The organism is Methylocystis sp. H62, assembly GCF_015709515.1.
GTDB lineage: Bacteria > Pseudomonadota > Alphaproteobacteria > Rhizobiales > Beijerinckiaceae > Methylocystis.
Genome location: NZ_JADNQZ010000052.1, coordinates 193,586 through 211,240, shown reverse-complemented (window position 1 = coordinate 211,240; position 17,655 = coordinate 193,586). Strand labels below are relative to the sequence as shown.

Below are 17,655 nucleotides of genomic sequence, written 5' to 3'. Positions count from 1 at the left end.
CTCCTGTTTCGTGACGATCCGCTTCGAGCGCCGCGCCGCGAGCAGCGCCGCCTCGTTGACAAGATTCATCAGATCGGCGCCCGAGAACCCCGGCGTGCCGCGCGCGACGATCTTCAAATCCACGTCCGGCGCCAAAGGCACCTTGCGGGCGTGAACCTTGAGGATCTTCTCGCGGCCGATGAAATCCGGGTTCGGCACCTGGATCTGCCGGTCGAACCGGCCCGGACGCATGAGCGCCGGATCGAGCACGTCCGGGCGGTTGGTCGCGGCGATCAGGATGATGCCCTCATTCGCCTCGAAGCCGTCCATCTCGACGAGCAGCTGATTCAGCGTCTGCTCGCGCTCGTCATTGCCGCCGCCCAGGCCGGCGCCGCGATGGCGGCCGACCGCGTCGATCTCGTCGACGAAGATGATGCAGGGCGCGTTCTTCTTCGCCTGTTCGAACATGTCGCGCACGCGCGAGGCGCCGACGCCGACGAACATTTCGACGAAGTCGGAGCCCGAGATCGAGAAGAACGGCACCCCCGCCTCGCCGGCGATGGCGCGCGCCAGCAGCGTCTTGCCGGTGCCGGGCGGTCCCACCAGCAGCACGCCGCGCGGAATGCGCCCGCCGAGCCGCTGGAACTTCTGCGGATCGCGCAGGAATTCGACGATCTCCTGCAGATCCTCCTTGGCTTCGTCGACGCCGGCAACGTCCTCGAAGGTGACGCGCCCTTGCGTCTCCGTCAGCAGTTTCGCTTTCGATTTGCCAAAGCCCATCGCGCGGCCTGCGCCGCCCTGCATCTGCCGCGAAAGGAAAATCCAAACCGCGAGGAATGCGACGAGCGGCAGCGCGTTGAGAAGAAGCGTCATCAAAAAGCTGCCGCCTTCATTGTTCGGCTTGGCGCTGATGGAGACGTTCTTGGCTTGCAGCCGCGGCACGAGATTGGCGTCGTCCGGCGCATAGGTCGTAAACGGCCGATTGTCGTTGAAGTGGCCGACGACCTCGTTGCCCGCGATCGTCACGTCGTGAACGCGGCCCTGATCGATCTGCGTCAGCAGTTCGCTATATGAAATGTCGCGGATCGGCGTGCGCTGGCCAGGCTGCTGAAACAGCATGACAAGCGCAACCACGAGCAACCCGATGATTGCCCAGAGCGCGAGGTTTCTGAAGTGTGGGTTCATGTGGGAAGCCTGTCGGGAGCCGCTCGGTCGGGCTTATCCCCCGAAGCGCTCCGGTCATGTGCTTAATTTAGGCGCACCAGGACGCGTTGCCAAGTCTCGGAAAAGCCCGTGAATCCAAGCGTCGTGCGCGCCGACTTGGCCGTTTCGGACAAGTTCGTCCCGCGAAAGCCAAATTTGCTAAGTCAAGCTTGAGCGGCGAGGCGGCGCCGGACGCAGCCGGATTCGTCCGCCATTCGCTTCAATTGAGACATCGGCAAGCGTCATTCGGACTGATCCGTGCGCAGCCAGCGCGGCGGCCACTCGCGCGCTGGCGCGCTCCAAGCGTTCGAGACGAAGCACAGCCGCGGGCGCGACACGCAGGATCGCGCTTGCGAGCACGCGTTGAAGAATTTCCAGCGGCGCTTCGCACAGCATCGCAGCGTCGAGCTCAATACATGACGCTTCGTTCCGCTGCAGCGCGCGCGTCAGCATTTGGGCGGCGCAATGCGCCAGCGCGGCATCGGCGCGCGCCGCACGCGATCCAAGCCGCAGAAGCGCGTCTCGATCGAGTCCCTGCGCGGCGAGCATGGGCGACAGCCTGCGCAGCCGCACGCGCGCGAAGGTTTCGTCTTCATTGGACGGATCGCGAAAGAACGGTTGATCTGCGCGCGCGCAGACCGCCTCCAACGCCTCTTTGCGAAAGTCGAGCAGCGGCCGCAGGAGCGTGATGTCTGCGCAACGTGCGACGCGCGCCATGCCGGCAAGCCCGGCGACGCCGGAGCCGCGCGTCAGACGAAACAGGATCGTTTCGGCCTGGTCCTCCGAGTGATGCGCAAGCACGATGGCTGATGCGCCGATGCGCTGCGCGCAGGCGCTCAGCAGCGCGTATCGCGCGCGCCGCGCGCGCTCCTGGAGGCGCGACGAGGGCTTCTCTCCCTCCCACGTCAACAAATGGTGATCGTAGCCCAAGGCGCGCGCCCAGCGGCCGACCTCTTCAGCCTCCGCGCGCGCATCTTTGCGCAAGCCATGATCGACCGTCGCCACGGCGATGTGGCGCGACGACCGCAAAGACCACTCCGCGCAAAGCAGCATCAAGGCGACGGAGTCGGGCCCGCCGGAAACCGCGAGCAGCAAGGAGGGGTAGGGCGCAAGGAGTTCGAGCGCGTTTTCACGACGTCCCTCGAGCGAGACGTCGTCGATGGCGGCGATATCTTCCGCCTCCGTGCGCGGCACGCCTAGGCCGTAGGAGCGCCGACCGCAGCGCGGACGGCTAGCATTGAATTTTTTTGCTTTCGCGTTGAGCCGCTTCGCGGACTCGCGTCGCCGCCTTGGGAAATTTGACGTTGATCTCGGAATAGGAGGCGCACGCCTGCTCCTTCGCGCCCATTGCGCTCAGCGATTGGCCAAGCCGCAACAGCGCTTCCGGCGCCTGCGCGGAGTCGCCGTATTTCGTCGAGATTTCTAAATATCTTTCGGCCGCCTCGCGGTGCCGTCCGCGCAAAAAGAAGCTCTCGCCCAGGTTGAATGTCGCGGCGGCGGCGAGCTTGCTCTTGCCGTTCTTCGATAGAAACGTCGAGAGCGACCTCTCGGCTTCCTCATATTTGCCGGCGCGCAACGCGCCCACCGCCTCATCATACTGCTCCTTGGGCCCGGCGATTGGCGGCGCGGCGGCGATCTCCGCGGGCGCCGGCTGGTCGCCAACAAGGCGGCCGTGGGCGATATCCAGCGGCTGGCCTGCTTCGCGCACAGGGGCCGTCGTCACCGAGCCCGTTGTTCGCGAGGCGCTTTCGAGCGGCGCTGACGGAGCGGTGGTGCCGAGCGGCCGCGGCGCGCCCGGCGCAGACGGCTGTGTCGAGGGATCAAAGGCGTCGCCGCGCTTGCCGGCGTTCGCGCTCGACTCGGGCGCCGTCTGCGCCACGCTCGATGGAACCGTCGGCCCATGCGGCGCAGCCTCCGAGTGCGGCTCGGGCTTTGCGGCGCGCAGCTGCTCTTCCAATAGCTGCACCCTATGCTGCAGCTCCTCGTTCTGTCCGGTCAAACGGCGTAGCTCGCGCTCCAACCGATCGATCCGCATCGCCGCCGCACCCGACCCCGGTCCAGCCTCGGGACTTTCATAAATATCCGAAGGCGGAACATTGTAGTTTTGAGCATGGCGGAGGTCGGCCTCGGGCCGAGGATCCCCGTAGACGTCAAGCGCCTGAGCGGCGCCCGCCGCAAATAAGGGAAGGGCGAAGATGAGGGCGTAGCGTGTGAACATGGTCGCGAAGGCCGAGACTTGCGCTAAAGCAGGTTCCAAAAAAGCTGACAGACTTTTTCGGCGAGAACCTGCTCCAGCATTGCGAATTTGGGCGGTTCCTTAGATCACATGATTCCGTGTGGTCGAGAAGCGCTCTAAGGGCGTCGCTCAATCGACGCAGCGTGACAGCGCCTTACCATAGGCGCCCATTCGGCTAAAATTAGGCGATGCGGTCGTTCGGTCTCATTTGGGTTCAAAGAATGGCGGTGGCCTCGTTTGTGGCCACGGCTTGGCCGTCCTGCGCCGAGCCGCTTCCGCCGGCCGCCGAAACCGGCGAATGCTCGCTCGAGGGCGCCGTTCCTGCGACCGTCGCCGCCGTCGATGAGGACTTCGAACTGCTGCTCGATGACGGCCGCCGCGCTGCTCTCGCGGGCCTCGACTTTCCGCCGCCGGAAATGGCGGAGCTGCGCGCCGCCATCCGCAGCCGCCTGTCGTCGTGGCTCGCCGGCCGAGACATATTCCTGGGCGCTGTTGCGACATTGGACCGCTGGGGCAGGGCGCCAGCGAGGATTTACGCAAGCCCGGCCGACGGCGGCGATGCGGCGCCCCTCACGTCTGTGGCGGCCGCGCTGCTCTCGGCTGGCGAGGCGCGCTTTCGTCCGGATCCGACGGCCGCCGCCTGCGCCAAGGCGTATCTGGCCGCCGAAGCCCCGGCGCGGGAAGGGGGCGTCGGACTCTGGTCGCGGCCGGAGTTCCGCCCGATCGACGTCTCGGCGCCCGGCGCAGTGGATGATCTGAAGCGGCGTAAGGGAATGATGGTCGTTGTCGGCGCCATCCGCTCGGTCGGCGAGTCGCGGCGCGCTTTTTACCTTAATTTTGGCGACAAATGGCGCGATAGCTTCACCGTCGTGATTCTGCGACGCAATTTGGCTGTGTTCGGGCAAATCGAGCCCCGCTCGCTCGTCGGGCGGCGAGCGCGCGTACGAGGACTTATTGAGACCGGGGCTCGCATCGAAATCGCTACGCCAGCCGAGATCGAGTTTGTTGACGGCTTCCCCTCTCGTTAGGCGGACGGCGCTCTCCCTGCTGGCTGTCGTCGGCTTGGCGATCGGCGGCTGCGCGGAGCTCGAGCGGCAAGGACAGCTTTTTAGCGTTCCATTGCCGCCCACGCGGCCGGCTGGTCCGCGAACCGATAACCGGAGCACGGTTCAGCATAAGGAGCTCGTCGCTCAATTCGGCGGCGAATATGAGGCTCCGGGCGCAGAGCATTACCTTGATGGCATTCTCGCCAAGCTCGCCAGCGTCAGCGAAACGCCCGGCCAGCCAACCTACAAGGTGACAATTCTCAATACGCCGGTCGTCAACGCCTTCGCGCTGCCCTCCGGCAATCTTTACGTCACGCGCGGACTGCTGGCGCTTGCCGGCGACGCTTCGGAGGCGGCGGCGGTGATGGCGCATGAAATTGCCCATGTCTCGCTACGTCACAGCGCGCTCCGCGCCGAACGCGAGCGTGAGGCGGCGATCATCTCGCAGGCCGCGGCGGTGATTCAGAACCGCCAGAAAGGCGACGAGGTGCGTTCCAGTCAGCGGCTCTCCGTCGCGAGTTTCTCCCGTCAGCAGGAACTCGACGCCGATGCCGCCGGCGTCCGCGTCATCGCCAGAGCCGGCTTCGACCCGTATGGCGCTTCGCGCTTCCTGACGGCGCTGGGTCGGTCCTCGGATTTGCGCGCGGCGCTTTACGGAAAGAAGAAGTCGCTCGACTTCGACATTACGTCGACGCATCCCTCCACTCCCGACCGCATCACAAAAGCAGTTGCTGCGGCGCGACAAATCGGAGCGCCAGGAATCGGCGTCGCCGACCGCAGCGGCTATCTCGAGGCCATCAAGGGCGTCGCGTTCGGCGACGATCCCATGGAAGGCTATGTTCGCGACCGCAAATTCACCCATCCGCGACTGCGCTTCGCCTTCACCGCGCCCGAGGGCTTTCTTCTGGAAAATTCCAACGAAGCGGTATTCGGGGTGCGCGAAGCCGACAATGAAGCCTTGCGGCTCGACAGCGTGCGCCCGCCATCGGACGAGAATCTCGAAGCCTATGTCGGCTCCGGCTGGGTCGACGGCCTGCTTCCTTCCTCCGTGCGCAAGATGGACATCAACGGGCTTCCCGCCGTCATCGCTGTCGCTCGGGCGGGGGAGTGGAATTTCCGGCTGGCGGTGATCCGGTCGGGTGAGTTTCTCTACCGCCTGATTTTCGCAGCGCGCACATTGACCGACCAGGCCGACGCGCTCTTCATGGAGTCGATCAGATCCTTCCGCCGGCTCGGCCCAGATGAAACCACTGACGCGCGGCCCTTGAAGATTGCGGTGGCCGTCGCCGCCCCGGGCGACACGATCGAAACGATGGCCGCACGGATGGTGGTTCCGAACCGGCCAGCCGAACATTTTTTGCTGCTCAACGGGCTGTCCGCCGGCGACGCCCTCACCCCCGGCGAACATTACAAAATCGTAACCGAGTGAAACTCGGTTTTTGCTCCCTTTGGGAACAACTCCAGCGCCTGACGGTTATTCCAACAAGGGAAATCTTGGCGCGCGGACTCCCACCATTAGTGGCGGATAGCCGCGTATGGAGGGCGTCATGGCTTATATGCCTGGACTGGGGCGCGAATTAATTAAGGCTGCGGCAGAGGCGCCGTTTTTAGAGCGCGAAGAAGAAAAGCAGCTTGCCATCGCGTGGCGCGAGCGCGGCGACGCTCGAGCGCTTCATAAGCTCGCCGCCGCACATATGCGCCTCGTCATCGCGCTTTCGGCGAAGTTCAGACATTACGGATTGCCGCTCTCGGATCTTGTCCAGGAAGGTCACGTCGGACTCTTGGAGGCCGCGGCCCGATTCGCGCCGGAGCGAGACGTACGCTTCTCCACCTACGCGACATGGTGGATCAGAGCGTCGATCCAGGATTACGTGTTGCGCAACTGGTCGATCGTGCGGGGCGGAACAAGTTCGTCGCAAAAGGCGCTGTTCTTCAATTTGCGTCGGTTGCGTGCGCGGTTGGCGCGCGAAAATCACGGCGCGAGTTCAGTCGACACTTATCAGGCGATCGCAAACGCGATCGGCGTTTCGCGAGCTGACGTGGAGATGATGGATTCGCGTCTCTCGGGTTCCGACGTTTCTCTGAACGCCCAACTCGTCGACGACGATACATCCGGCTCCGCGCAGAGGATGGATTTTCTTGTCGACCAGAAGCCGCTCCCCGACGAGGTCGTCGAGGAGACTCTGGATTCGGATCGGCGCGCGCGATGGCTCAAAGATGCGCTGGCGATTCTCTCCGAACGCGAGTTGCGCATCGTGCGCGAGCGTCGGCTGGCGGAAAATCTGGTGACGCTGGAGACGCTGGGCGACCGCCTTGGCATTTCCAAGGAGAGGGTGCGGCAGATCGAAAGTCGCGCGCTGATCAAGTTGAGGCGCGCGCTGTCGCGGATGCAGGAGTCGGCGACGCCCGATGAGCCGGCAAGAGCGTAAGAAAAAACCCCGGAAGTGGCTTCCGGGGTTTTTTGTTGCCTGATTTAGAGCAGGTTCCGAAAAGTTGGCAGACTTTTTCGATGAGAACCTGCTCTAACATTTTATTTTGAACGCTTCCGTTCGATCACATGACGCCATGTGATCGGAAAGCGCTCTAAGCGGCTCGGTCCACGTCAGCTTCATCCCCGCCATCATCGCCCGCGTCCCCCTCCGCCTTCGGCCCGCGACGAGGGCCCTTTAGCAGAAAGGACTCGATCAACTTCAGCGATTCCGAATCGATGAGCTTGCGCACGGCGGCGACTTCCCGCGCCATGCGGTCCAAGGCGGCCTCGTAAAGCTGGCGTTCCGAGTATGACTGCTCGGGCTGCGTATCGGACCGGTACAGGTCGCGAACCACCTCGGCGATGGTGATGAGATCGCCGGAGTTGATCTTCGCCTCATATTCTTGAGCGCGGCGCGACCACATGGTGCGCTTGACGCGCGCGCGGCCGCTCAGCGTTTGCAGCGCCCTGTCAACGACGGCCGTATCGGCGAGCTTGCGCATACCGACGCTGACGACTTTGCTGGTGGGCACTTTGAGGGTCATCTTGTCCTTGATGAAGCTCACGACAAAGAGTTCCAGGCTGAAGCCCGCGACCTCTTGCGTCTCCACGCCGACGATCTGTCCGACGCCGTGCGCGGGATAGACGATGTATTCGTTGAGCTTGAAGCCAGGCTTGGCGGAGGGCGCCGCGGGCTTCGGCCTGACGGGTATGCCCGGGCGTGCGCCGATGCCGGGCGCCGCCGACTCCTGAGAAGTCGCCAGGGGCGCAACCGTCTCCACGACGGATTTTGGCTCCGCCTCTACGAGGGGGCGCGGACTTACGGCCACGGGCGCGACAGGCGCCGCCAGCTTCTGCTCGACGGGCCTGGCCGCTGGCTGCTTGGCCGCTGCCGCCGGCGTCGCTTCGGCGATCTTCGCCGCCGCGGTCTTGGGCGCGACAGGGTTCGCCGCCGGCGTCTTTGCGCTGGCGCTCACCTTTTCCACCGCCGTTTTGGCCGCCTTCGCCGCCACGGCGCGCTTCGGCGCGCTCTTAGCCGCGACCGCAGTCTTGCCCGCGACCGCAGTCTTGCCTGCAACCGCAGTCTTGGCGCTCGACTTCGCCGCCGGCTTAGCGGCAGAGGCGCGGGCAACGCTGCGCGCGCTCGTCGCTGTCCGACGCGTCGCCGTGGCGCGCGCCGGGGTCTTGGCGGTTTTGTCTTTTGCAGCTGATTTCGATTTCGTCGTCGTTGTTTTGGCTGTCATCGTTCTCGCGGTTTTTGCGGAGGTTTTTGCGCTTGCTTTGCGGCTCGAAGCGGCGGCGGCGCGCGTGGGCTTACCTGCCGAGGCGGCGCGGTTGGCCGGCTTCTTTGAGGTCGAACTCTTTTTCGTTGCGCCGCTCTTGACGGCTCGCTTAGCAACCGTCTTGGAGCCAGCGGCCGAGCCCTTGCCGCGCGCTGCTGCGGTGGAGGCAGTCGCAAGCGACTTTTTCTCGGTTTTGTTGGAGGGCATACGCGGGCTACTCCTATGCTGTCCCGCTGTGGAGACGGGACCATCGCTGCCTAACGACTCGCGCATGCCGCCGGCGAAAAAGCCACGGCGGCGCCGCGAAGGCGGCTATTGGAAACCTTGCTAGCGCCGCATACCCAACAGCCGGCCAACGGGCCGGCCCTCGAGAAAGAGAGGCTTTCGAATTTGTCGCGAGACGGTGACTGGCGCCGCATCGCCCCTTCGACAAGGCGTGCATTTAGTGTGTGATTTATAACACGCCCACACGTGAAAATCAAAGGCATATGCGCGCGAGCGGCGCCTGCGCTGAGACCGCAAACTACGCTAACTTATTATCAGCCCTAATGTTTTAGATTAATTAAGGATGTGGAAACTCATCATGCGCAAGGGTTTCGCAAGTTGGGCGCCAGACGAGCGATGAACGCCGTTCAGTCCCCCTCGCCAGCCTCCGGCGAAAAGAACTGCTCGAATTTGGCCGGCTTGCCGTCCCATTCCTTGGCGTCAGAGGGCGGCTCCCGCTTGATAGTAATGTTGGGCCAGTTTTGCGCCATCTCGGCGTTAAGCTGCAGCCACTGCTCCAAATTCTCTTCCGTATCAGGCTTGATGGCGTTAGCCGGGCACTCGGGTTCGCAGACGCCGCAGTCGATGCACTCGTCCGGATGGATCACCAGCATATTCTCGCCTTCGTAGAAACAGTCCACCGGACACACTTCAACACAGTCCATATACTTGCACTTGATGCAGTTTTCCGTGACGACATAAGTCATAAGGGTGATCTCTCCCGCGACCTTGCCGCTTGCTAGCTTTTTTGCCAGCGTCACGCAAGGCGAGCAGAACGGGGACGCGCGTCAGAGTTATAATTGCGCGTGTAACCCACAAGGTCAGCAAATGGTCGAAACGATAAATTCGCCCGCGACGACCGCCATCAGCCGGCAGGCGCTGACGGCGCGCGCCCTGCTGCTTGGCGAGCGGATCGACACCGACGGGCTCGAACGAGCGGATCTCGTTTCCACGGCGCCTCTCGCGTTTCACGCCGGGCAGAGCGGATTCGCCGTGCTCTACCGCTTCGGGGTCGCCGTTCTCTTCGGCCTTTCGCCGCTGGAGGAGGATGAGATCGTCCAAAAGATCGGCCTTCGCGTTGCGGGCGCGTCGCGGGGCGACGACGAGACGTTGATCATCGAAGCGACTCCCGACGGCGAGGAGAAGGCGCTGCCGGACGGACGCCTCGCGGTAAAGGACCTTTCCGAAGCGCGGTTGCTGGTGATCGCCGACGTCTTGGCGAAAAGCGTCGCCCTGGGGCGTGACGAGCGGCGCGTTAACGCTGTTTTCGACACGATCGAGCCTTTCGCCGCGGAACTTGCGGCGAGGGGCAGCCCGCCATGGAAGCGCAAATCCATGTTGGAGCTCATGGGCCAGACACTGCTCGTGCGGCACCGCGTTTCAGGCCGCGTCGCCGTCGACGACAAGCCGGATGTGCTTTGGGATCGGCCTGACCTCGAAAGGCTCTATGCGCGTCTCGAGGATGAGTACGAACTTACGCCGCGGGCCCGCACGCTCAACGCCAAGATCGATGTGATTGGCGAGACCGCCCGCGCGCTGACCGATCTCATCGACGCGGCGCGCTCGGTTCGGCTGGAGTGGACGATCATCATATTGATCGCGATGGAGATCGTCCTCACCCTGTTCCAGATGTGGGTGGCGCGCATGAGCTGAGCGCGTCTTCGACGTCGCGCAGCGGCGTTTCGCCAGCAATCCATTCGAAATTCGGGAGCTGGTGTCGCGCGAAGGTGAACTGACGCTTGGCGTAACGGCGCGTATCGAGCTGACTGCGCAAAATCGCTTCTGCAAGCGTCAGTCGTCCCTCGAGATAAGCGATGAGGTGGGACACGCCATGCGCGCGCATCGCCGGCAGCGACGGATCGAGCCCGCGCGCTTTGAGCGCCGCGACCTCGTCGAGCGCGCCCGTTTGCGTCATCCTCTCAAAGCGCGCGTCGATGCGCGCGTAAAGCGTCTCGCGCTCGGGCGCAAGAAAAAAGGCCGCGCATTCTGACGCCTGCAGAATCGGCAGGCCGCGCGGACCCTGAAAGGAAACGAGCGGCTTGCCTGTCGCCTCCAGGACTTCCAAAGCCCGCAACAGCCGCTGCGGATCGGTTTTGCGCAGCACGGCGGCCGTCGCCGGGTCGCGCGCGGCGAGTTCGGCATGAAGCTGCTGCGGGGTCTTGTCCTGCGCCCAGGCGCGCATCGCGTCGCGCACGTCGCCGGGCACGGCCGGAATGTCTGAAAGTCCGTAAAGCGCCGCCCTGAAATACATTCCCGTGCCGCCGACGAGAATCGGCGTCAATTCGCGCGCATCGAGGTCGCGTAGAACGCCGGCGAGATCCTCGAGCCAGCGTCCGACGGAATAGTTCGTCGCCGCATCGACGTGGCCAAAGAGAAGATGCGGCGCGGCGGCTTCCTCCTCGATCGTCGGGCGCGCGGTGACGATCCGCAGGTCGCGATAGACCTGCATCGAATCGGCGTTGACGATTGCGCCGCGCCGGCGGCGCGCGAATTCGAGCGCGAGCGCGGACTTGCCCGAAGCGGTTGGACCTGCAATGAGAATGGCGCGTGCGCGCATGGCGCTATTGCCGCTGAAACGGTGGAGATGTCAAAGCCGATTCATTACGTCGCGACCTTCGTCGCCGGACGGGACGCGGCGCTGAACGAACGCGCGGTGTCGGGCGCGCTCTACGACTCTGGATTGATCGACGCCGCGCGTGATTGGCTCGCGCCCGATCATGCCGTTGACGCGTTTCTGTCGGGGGCGGGGCATGACCTTGCCGACTTGCGCGCGCGGCTGCAGGTGGCGGTCGCGGACGATCCGATCGACGTCATCGTTCAGCCGACGACGGGCCGGCGCAAGAAACTGCTGGTCGCCGACATGGATTCGACCATGATCGGGCAAGAGTGCATCGACGAGCTCGCTGACCTCGTCGGCTTGCGCGAGCATGTCGCGGCGATCACCGAGCGCGCCATGCGCGGCGAGGTCGCGTTCGAGGGCGCCTTGCGGGAGCGGGTCGCGCTGCTTGCGGGCGTGACTCTGGCTCAGGTCGAAACCCTGCTGACGCGAATCACGCTGACGCCCGGCGCGCGACAGCTTGTGCGCACCATGCGGGCGCATGGCGCCCATACCGCGCTCGTGTCGGGCGGCTTCACGCAATTCACTGAGCCCGTCGCTGAGCGCATCGGCTTTCATGAGGCGCGCGCCAATCGCCTCGAAATTGCTGACGGCGCGCTGATCGGCGCGGTCGTCGCGCCGATCCTGGGAAGCGAAGCCAAGCGCGCGGCCCTCGTCGAATTGCGCGAGGCGCGAGGGCTGTCGCGGGAGGCGACGCTGGCGATCGGGGACGGCGCCAATGATCTTGGCATGCTGGGCGAGGCGGGTCTCGGCGTCGCCTTTCACGCCAAGCCGAAAGTGGCGCAGGCGGCGGGTGCGCGCGTAAATCATGCCGATCTGACGGCGCTGCTGTATGCGCAGGGGTATAGACACGAGGAGTTTGTCGACTGACAGCCTCCCTCCTTCTCCCTCCCGCCCTGTATCCCTCTCCCGCCACAGGGGCGGAAGAGGGCTAGGTCACTCCACCGGCAATGCGACGAAATGCGCGTCGCCTTGGCCGTTCGCGACGATCAGCAGCGCAGTTTTCTTGCCCGCGCCTTTCAGGGTCTTGATTTTCTTGAGCACGTCCGCCGGGTCGCTCACCGCTTCTTGATTGACCTCAAGCAGCACCTCGCCCGCCTGCAGGCGTTTCTCCGCCGCCTCCGAGCGAGGATCGACGGCGGTGATGACAACGCCGCCCTTAACGGTGTCCTTGATCTGATAGCGCGACCTCAACGCATCAGAGAGACGCGACAGTTCCAGCCCAAGCACGCTCTGCGAGGATCCATCCCCACTGCTTTCGGGCTTCTCCTTGTCGTCGCCGTCCTTCGACGCGACCTTCTCTCCGTCCTCGAGGCGACCGAGCTTGACGATCTTGGTCTGCTCCTTGCCGCTGCGCACGACGACGAGTTCGACATCCTTGCCCACCGGGGTCGCGGCGACGAGTTTCGGCAGGTCGCGCGACTCCTTGATCGGCTTGCCGTCGAATTTGACGATCACGTCGCCCACCTTCAGCCCCGCCGGCTTGGAGGGTCCCTTGTCGTCGACGCCGGCGACGAGCGCGCCGCGCGTCGCGCCGAGATTGAGCGTATCGGCAATGGCGTCGTCGATGTTCTGAATTCGGACGCCGAGCCAGCCGCGGCGGGTCTCGCCGAATTGCTGCAACTGCACGATGACGGGCTCAACTGTATTGGCCGGCGTCGCGAAACCGATGCCGACCGAGCCGCCGGATGGAGACAGGATGGCGGTGTTGATGCCGATGACTTCGCCGTCCATGTTGAACAGCGGTCCGCCGGAATTCCCCTTGTTGATGGAGGCGTCGGTCTGAATGTAGTTGTCGTATGGACCGCTATCGATGTTGCGGTTGCGCGCCGAAACGATGCCGGCCGTCACCGATCCGCCGAGTCCGAACGGGTTGCCGACGGCGAGCACCCAGTCGCCCACCTTCGCCTTGTCGCTGTCGCCGAACTTCACCGCCTTCAGCGGTTTTTCCGGCTTTACCCTTAGAACCGCAACGTCCACTTTCTGATCTTTGCCCAGGACTTCCGCCTTGAGCTTCTGACCATCGTTGAGGATCACCGTCACCTCATTGGCGTCGGCGATGACATGGTTGTTGGTGATCACGATGCCGGAGGGATCAATCACGAAACCGGAGCCCAGCGAACTTGATCTGCGCTGACGCGGCAGTTCCGGCATTCCCTGGCCGCGCCGCCGGAAGAACTCCTCGAAAAGATCGTCGAAGGGCGCGCCCGGTCCAACTCCGGGCGGCAGGTTGGGGCCTTCGTTCCGGGAGCTGCGTTTCGCATCCACCGTAGTGGCGGAAATATTGACCACGGCGTCCGAGACCTGGGCGGAGAGTTCCGAAAGCGAATCGGGACCTTTCGCCTGCGCCGGAGCGATGAAGAAGTAGAGTACTGGCGCGGTCGCGAGGATCGTTCTCGCGGCGCGACGAAGTGCGGACGTCATACGTTATGTCTCCTGTCGAGGGACAAGATATCCGCGGGCGCGGCTCAACGCACGCGCTTGCGGGTCACTTTTTTTGGTTTCGCTCCGGTTCCGATTGGTCCGCGCTCAGCACGGCGCTCGCCTCCGGAGCTGAGAAAAAACGGAAGAATTCAGAACGCGGACTGATCAAGAATCGCGTCTCCCCCGGCTTGAACGCGCTCTCATAGGCTTGCATCGACCGATAGAAAGCGAAGAAGTCGGGATCCCGGCCAAAAGCCTCGGCGAAGATGCGGTTGCGCTCGGCGTCGCCTTCGCCCTTCATCTGGTCGGCCTTTTGTTGCGCTTCGGCTTTCAGCACGACGACGTCGCGGTCGGCCCTGGCGGTGATTTTTTGCGCCTGTTCCGAACCTTGCGCGCGATATTCGGCGGCCTCGCGCTGGCGCTCGGTCTGCATGCGCCCGAAAACCTTTTCGGAGATCTGCTGCGGGAGATCGACGCGTCGAATGCGCGCGTCGACGACCTGCACCCCGAACTTACGCGCCTCGCGGTCCGCCTGCTCCTTGATCTTCACCATCAGCCCGGCGCGCTCGTCGCGCACGATCTGCTGCTGGTTGGCTTCGCTCAGCACGCGTCGTACGGCGGAGTTCAACACCGAACCAAGCTGATTGTTCGCGCCCATGACGCTGTTGACAGTCTGATAGAACCGCAGCGCGTCGACGATGCGATAGCGGATGAAGCTGTCGACCTCGAGACGCTGATTGTCGGCGGCGAGAACTTCCAGATTCGGGCTCTCAACGTCGAGAATGCGGTTGTCGAAGGTGACGACATTTTCGACAAGCGGAAATTTGAAGTGGAGGCCGGGCTCGGTAATGAGCCCTCGGCCGGGCACGGGTTCGCCAAATCGCAACACCACCGCTTGTTCGGTTTGGGAAACGGTGAATAGGGCTCCGCCGACGGCGATGACGCCGATAAGCAGCGCGACGGCGAGCGCGAAGAGAAGGCCAGACCTCATTTGCGGCCTCCTTGGAAGGGCGTAAACGCGGGCAGCGGCACGAAAGGCGTCACGCCGCCGCCGGCTTTCGATGGATCGTCGAGAATGATTTTCTCCGAGCCGCCCAGCACACGCTCCATGGTTTCAAGATAGAGACGCTGGCGGGTGATCGTGGGCGCGTTTTTATATTGAGCGTAAATCTGCTCAAATCGCGACGCCTGGCCACGCGCCTCTGCGACGATCTGTTCGCGGTAGGCCTCGGCCTCCTGCAGAATGCGGGCGGCGCCGCCGCGCGCTTCCGGAACGACACGATTGGCGTAAGCTTCCGCCTCGTTGCCGAGACGCTGCAAATCCTGCTGGGCGGCGGTCACGTCGCGAAAAGCCGCGATCACCTGCTGCGGCGGATCGACCGAAAGCAAGAGCACCTGCAGCACCAGCACCCCGGCGTGATAGTCCTCGAGCACCTTCTGCATCAACGCCTGACTGGCGGGCTCGATCAACTTGCGATCGGCGGTCAGAATCTTTTGAATTTGCGTCTGGCCGACGATCTCGCGCATGGCGCTTTCGGCCACGGCCTTCACTGTCCCTGGCTGATTGGCGACGTTGAAGGCGTAATCTTCCGGCTTCGCGGGATCAATTTGCCAGATGACGCGAAACTTGACGTCGGCGATGTTCTCGTCGCCGGTCAGCATCAGGCTTTCTTCGGGCGCTTCGGGGCCTCGAGGCGCGGAGACCGACCCACGGCGACGCCCATCCGAGACGACGCTAGGCTCTTCGCGAAAACCGACGTCGGTGATGTTACGGTCGGTAACCGCCAGCTTGACAACGGATCCGATCGGACCCGGAAGATTGTAGTTCAGGCCCGCCTGAGTCTTTCCCATATATTTGCCGAAGATCAGGTTGAGGCCGATCTCGTTGGGTCCGACGGTGTAAAGCCCGGAGAGCAGCCATGCGAGCACGGCGACCAGCACAAGTATCGCGAGCCCGCGTCCGCCGAATCCGCTCGGCAGAACCTTTTTCAAGCCTTCCTGGCTACGGCGCAGCATCTCTTCGAGGTCCGGCGGCTGCCCGCCGGAGCCTTGTCCCCAGGGACCTCCGGGCTGACCCCACGGATTGTTATTCTGATTGCGCGGCCCGCCTTGATCGCTCCAGGGCATGTCGTCTCGCATAAAGAGGAATGGGGCGGCGCTCGCGCCGCGTTTGGCAATGTTATAGGCATTCGCCGGCGCTGCGGCAATGACGCGCCCGGTTGGCGCTCGTGCGGAGGAGAGAGGCATGATTCGCGATTACACCAATATCGCGGCCAATGAGCGGACCTTCCTCGCTTGGGTGCGCACAGGCATTGCAGTCATCGCTCTCGGCTTCGTCATTGAGCGATTCAATCTCTTCCTGTTGACCATCGCGGGCGCGGTGACCGTCGACGCCATACGACCGCACATCCATCGTTTGGATTATCCGGCGGGACGCTACGGCGGCGAGGCGCTCATCGGCGCAGGCGTCATGCTGATCGTCATTTCGACGATCCGTTTTATCCATACCGCACGATTGCTCGCGCGCGACGAGCCCTATACGGCGCGCGCGACGCGCGTCAGCCTGTATTTCCTCGCCGTGCTGCTGCTCACGATCGCCGCGTTCAGCGCCTATCTCGCGATCGCGTGAGCGTCACGTCGATGTCGCGGCGGAGAGGGAAGCGCTCGTTCGTCCGCGGAACGACGCGGGCGCGAATCGATGCCTGCTTGAACCGCCGATGCGCGGAGGCGGCTGAACAATATCTGGATTGGCGGAGACGGTGGGATTCGAACCCACGATAGGGTTTCCCCTATAACGATTTAGCAAACCGTCGCCTTCAGCCTCTCGGCCACGTCTCCATGCGCCCGCATTCATGCCGCGGCGCGCAGACGACATATGCCAAAGCCCCGGCGCAATGGCAAGAGAACGCCTTTTTGGCGTCGCCCCGAGCCCGGAGGCCAAATCACGCGCGAGCCGCCCACCGGCGACCACAAATCCAAAGGGCTTTTCTTCGCCAGAGCGCGGCCGGCGCCGACTTGCTATCGGCGTCACCTCAATGAATTTGCTCGACCGCCGCAGCCATGTCGGGGACCAATCGCACGCGATAGCGGGCGTTCGTGCAGGTCAGCAGCCAGACCTGCTCGTCCGGTTTGGACGCACGCGGGTCGCGCTTTGCGGCTTGCGCCGAATCGCAAGGGGATCCCTGGCTTCGAATATGCGCCGCGACAACGTCGGCGGCCGTGGTCTGCGCGGAAGCGGGGGACACGCAGAGGGGCGTCAAGGGCAGAAGAATCGCCAGTTGAAGTCTCCGCATCGTCCCCTCCATCGTCCGGGCGCATCGCTGGCGCGCTCTCGGGATAATAGCAGAGCGCTGACAGGAAAGCGCGATCGGCGACAGCCCGGCCTCGCCTTCCGAACGAGCCTTGCGCTCACCGCGAGGATTGCGCCATCGGTTTTGCGCGGTCAGTGGGCGCGCCCTGCGCACGCCGCGTCCCGCGCATCGGTCAAACAGCTGCGTCGTCCCGCGAACACCCTAAAGTCGGAATGTAGAGGCGGAGCGTTTCGAGTCGGACGAGAACACGCCCGTCGCGGGCCTCGCCTTAAATTCAGTTCGAAATTTTGGCCGAGATCAAAAAATCACTCTCCTCAAGAAAGACCCGGTCGTCTCCCGGCCGCCATTTTCTGTTCGCCGCCTCCTGAGTCTTTTCCCGCGATCTCAATAGGCGCTCTCGACCCTCGCCAGGGTCGGGACCAAACATGTCATGTATCGCTGTGCGATCGACGTAAACGCTGATGACTTCCGTGAGGCGGCGCGCTTCCCAAAAATGATACGAGCGACCATCGCGGTAATGTCTCGCCTGCGCATCATCCTCGCTGAACATAAAATCCTGCAATTCGAGCATCGGCTTTCCCCAACCTTCGCCGGCGACGCTGTCGAGCCGCCGGTCAGGAGAAAAGGGCGGGCTGCGAAGAGCCCGCCCCAAGTTGGCGGCAGGCGTCCGCCGCTTGGAAGCAGCGCCTGCCGCCTAACGCACGTTCTGAGCGCCCGGACTTTTTAGCAGAATCGCGCCTTGGGCGATTTGCTGCAATGTGTCTCTAATGTTGCCGCGACAGTGTCGCCCTATTCGCCGACCAAGCGGCGATCATCGAGATA

16 protein-coding genes and 1 tRNA gene are annotated in these 17,655 nt (G+C 63.7%); 6 read left to right on the top strand and 11 right to left on the bottom strand.

Going from position 1 to position 17,655, the window contains the following annotated elements; translation table 11 throughout:
• The 3 genes from IYY11_RS10880 to ybgF all read right to left on the bottom strand — a co-directional run.
• The coding region (locus tag IYY11_RS10880; RefSeq protein WP_196403861.1) for an ATP-dependent metallopeptidase FtsH/Yme1/Tma family protein at nucleotides 1-1,164 on the bottom strand (1,164 nt) is incomplete at its 3' end.
• A 177-nt stretch (nucleotides 1,165-1,341) separates the two neighbouring features.
• Nucleotides 1,342-2,376: a tRNA lysidine(34) synthetase TilS gene (gene tilS / locus IYY11_RS10875; protein WP_196403860.1), complete on the bottom strand. Its 1,035-nt coding sequence runs from the start codon at nucleotides 2,374-2,376 to the stop codon at nucleotides 1,342-1,344.
• Nucleotides 2,377-2,413: 37 nt separating this feature from the next.
• Entirely contained in the window at nucleotides 2,414-3,400 is a 987-nt protein-coding gene (gene ybgF / locus IYY11_RS10870; RefSeq protein WP_196403859.1) for a tol-pal system protein YbgF, read from the bottom strand.
• A 239-nt stretch (nucleotides 3,401-3,639) separates the two neighbouring features.
• Here ybgF and IYY11_RS10865 point away from each other — a divergent pair, with 239 nt between their 5' ends.
• The 3 genes from IYY11_RS10865 (at nucleotide 3,640) to IYY11_RS10855 (ending at nucleotide 6,893) form a co-directional block, all read left to right on the top strand.
• Complete coding sequence (locus IYY11_RS10865; protein WP_246719859.1) at nucleotides 3,640-4,446, top strand: thermonuclease family protein; 807 nt, start codon at nucleotides 3,640-3,642, stop codon at nucleotides 4,444-4,446.
• Nucleotides 4,424-5,893, top strand: coding sequence for a M48 family metalloprotease (locus tag IYY11_RS10860; RefSeq protein ID WP_196403857.1), 1,470 nt, complete (start codon nucleotides 4,424-4,426; stop codon nucleotides 5,891-5,893). Before IYY11_RS10865 ends, IYY11_RS10860 begins: the two co-directional genes overlap by 23 nt.
• A gap of 118 nt (nucleotides 5,894-6,011) precedes the next feature.
• Complete coding sequence (locus IYY11_RS10855) at nucleotides 6,012-6,893, top strand: RNA polymerase factor sigma-32 (protein ID WP_196403856.1); 882 nt, start codon at nucleotides 6,012-6,014, stop codon at nucleotides 6,891-6,893.
• 154 nt (nucleotides 6,894-7,047) lie between these two features.
• On the opposite strand, the gene IYY11_RS10850 is transcribed toward IYY11_RS10855, so the two are convergent.
• Complete coding sequence (locus IYY11_RS10850; RefSeq protein WP_246719857.1) at nucleotides 7,048-8,178, bottom strand: CarD family transcriptional regulator; 1,131 nt, start codon at nucleotides 8,176-8,178, stop codon at nucleotides 7,048-7,050.
• Nucleotides 8,179-8,849: 671 nt separating this feature from the next.
• Nucleotides 8,850-9,188 carry a ferredoxin FdxA gene (gene fdxA, locus IYY11_RS10845; protein ID WP_029648218.1) on the bottom strand — a complete coding sequence of 113 codons (339 nt, stop codon included), beginning with the start codon at nucleotides 9,186-9,188 and terminating at the stop codon, nucleotides 8,850-8,852.
• 121 nt (nucleotides 9,189-9,309) lie between these two features.
• Between fdxA and IYY11_RS10840 the strand changes: the two genes are divergently transcribed.
• Nucleotides 9,310-10,134 (top strand): RMD1 family protein, encoded by an 825-nt coding sequence (locus IYY11_RS10840; protein ID WP_018408482.1) that lies wholly within the window; start codon nucleotides 9,310-9,312, stop codon nucleotides 10,132-10,134.
• Here the strand turns inward: IYY11_RS10840 and miaA are convergent.
• Nucleotides 10,097-11,038 (bottom strand): tRNA (adenosine(37)-N6)-dimethylallyltransferase MiaA, encoded by a 942-nt coding sequence (miaA, locus tag IYY11_RS10835; RefSeq protein ID WP_196403854.1) that lies wholly within the window; start codon nucleotides 11,036-11,038, stop codon nucleotides 10,097-10,099. The genes IYY11_RS10840 and miaA overlap by 38 nt on opposite strands.
• 27 nt (nucleotides 11,039-11,065) lie before the next feature.
• Between miaA and serB the strand changes: the two genes are divergently transcribed.
• Entirely contained in the window at nucleotides 11,066-11,968 is a 903-nt protein-coding gene (serB, locus tag IYY11_RS10830; protein WP_196403853.1) for a phosphoserine phosphatase SerB, read from the top strand.
• A gap of 66 nt (nucleotides 11,969-12,034) precedes the next feature.
• Here the strand turns inward: serB and IYY11_RS10825 are convergent, their stop codons facing one another.
• The 3 genes from IYY11_RS10825 to hflK form a co-directional block, all read right to left on the bottom strand.
• On the bottom strand, nucleotides 12,035-13,522 hold the full coding sequence (locus tag IYY11_RS10825) for a Do family serine endopeptidase (RefSeq protein WP_196403852.1): 1,488 nt from the start codon (nucleotides 13,520-13,522) through the stop codon (nucleotides 12,035-12,037).
• A gap of 64 nt (nucleotides 13,523-13,586) precedes the next feature.
• Complete coding sequence (gene hflC / locus IYY11_RS10820; RefSeq protein WP_196403851.1) at nucleotides 13,587-14,513, bottom strand: protease modulator HflC; 927 nt, start codon at nucleotides 14,511-14,513, stop codon at nucleotides 13,587-13,589.
• Nucleotides 14,510-15,649: an FtsH protease activity modulator HflK gene (hflK, locus tag IYY11_RS10815; protein WP_246719856.1), complete on the bottom strand. Its 1,140-nt coding sequence runs from the start codon at nucleotides 15,647-15,649 to the stop codon at nucleotides 14,510-14,512. The genes hflC and hflK overlap by 4 nt, the downstream gene beginning before the upstream one ends.
• A gap of 118 nt (nucleotides 15,650-15,767) precedes the next feature.
• Here hflK and IYY11_RS10810 point away from each other — a divergent pair, with 118 nt between their 5' ends.
• On the top strand, nucleotides 15,768-16,151 hold the full coding sequence (locus tag IYY11_RS10810) for a YidH family protein (RefSeq protein WP_196403850.1): 384 nt from the start codon (nucleotides 15,768-15,770) through the stop codon (nucleotides 16,149-16,151).
• Nucleotides 16,152-16,270: 119 nt separating this feature from the next.
• Here IYY11_RS10810 and IYY11_RS10805 read toward each other — a convergent pair.
• A tRNA-Ser gene (locus IYY11_RS10805) sits at nucleotides 16,271-16,360 on the bottom strand.
• 194 nt (nucleotides 16,361-16,554) lie between these two features.
• A complete protein-coding gene (locus IYY11_RS10800; RefSeq protein WP_196403849.1) occupies nucleotides 16,555-16,815 on the bottom strand; it encodes a hypothetical protein in 261 nt (86 codons plus the stop codon).
• Nucleotides 16,816-17,655: the final 840 nt, after the last annotated feature.

What these genes read in the sequence shown, in the direction of transcription:
- ybgF (WP_196403859.1), bottom strand. Translation starts at nt 3,400, where the DNA reads ATGTTCACACGCTACGCCCTCATCTTCGCCCTTCCCTTATTTGCGGCG.
- fdxA (WP_029648218.1), bottom strand. Translation starts at nt 9,188, where the DNA reads ATGACTTATGTCGTCACGGAAAACTGCATCAAGTGCAAGTATATGGAC.
- IYY11_RS10850 (WP_246719857.1), bottom strand. Translation starts at nt 8,178, where the DNA reads ATGACAGCCAAAACAACGACGACGAAATCGAAATCAGCTGCAAAAGAC.
- hflC (WP_196403851.1), bottom strand. Translation starts at nt 14,513, where the DNA reads ATGAGGTCTGGCCTTCTCTTCGCGCTCGCCGTCGCGCTGCTTATCGGC.
- IYY11_RS10855 (WP_196403856.1), top strand. Translation starts at nt 6,012, where the DNA reads ATGGCTTATATGCCTGGACTGGGGCGCGAATTAATTAAGGCTGCGGCA.
- hflK (WP_246719856.1), bottom strand. Translation starts at nt 15,649, where the DNA reads ATGCCCTGGAGCGATCAAGGCGGGCCGCGCAATCAGAATAACAATCCG.
- miaA (WP_196403854.1), bottom strand. Translation starts at nt 11,038, where the DNA reads ATGCGCGCACGCGCCATTCTCATTGCAGGTCCAACCGCTTCGGGCAAG.
- serB (WP_196403853.1), top strand. Translation starts at nt 11,066, where the DNA reads ATGTCAAAGCCGATTCATTACGTCGCGACCTTCGTCGCCGGACGGGAC.
- IYY11_RS10840 (WP_018408482.1), top strand. Translation starts at nt 9,310, where the DNA reads ATGGTCGAAACGATAAATTCGCCCGCGACGACCGCCATCAGCCGGCAG.
- IYY11_RS10865 (WP_246719859.1), top strand. Translation starts at nt 3,640, where the DNA reads ATGGCGGTGGCCTCGTTTGTGGCCACGGCTTGGCCGTCCTGCGCCGAG.
- IYY11_RS10800 (WP_196403849.1), bottom strand. Translation starts at nt 16,815, where the DNA reads ATGCGGAGACTTCAACTGGCGATTCTTCTGCCCTTGACGCCCCTCTGC.
- IYY11_RS10810 (WP_196403850.1), top strand. Translation starts at nt 15,768, where the DNA reads ATGATTCGCGATTACACCAATATCGCGGCCAATGAGCGGACCTTCCTC.
- IYY11_RS10825 (WP_196403852.1), bottom strand. Translation starts at nt 13,522, where the DNA reads ATGACGTCCGCACTTCGTCGCGCCGCGAGAACGATCCTCGCGACCGCG.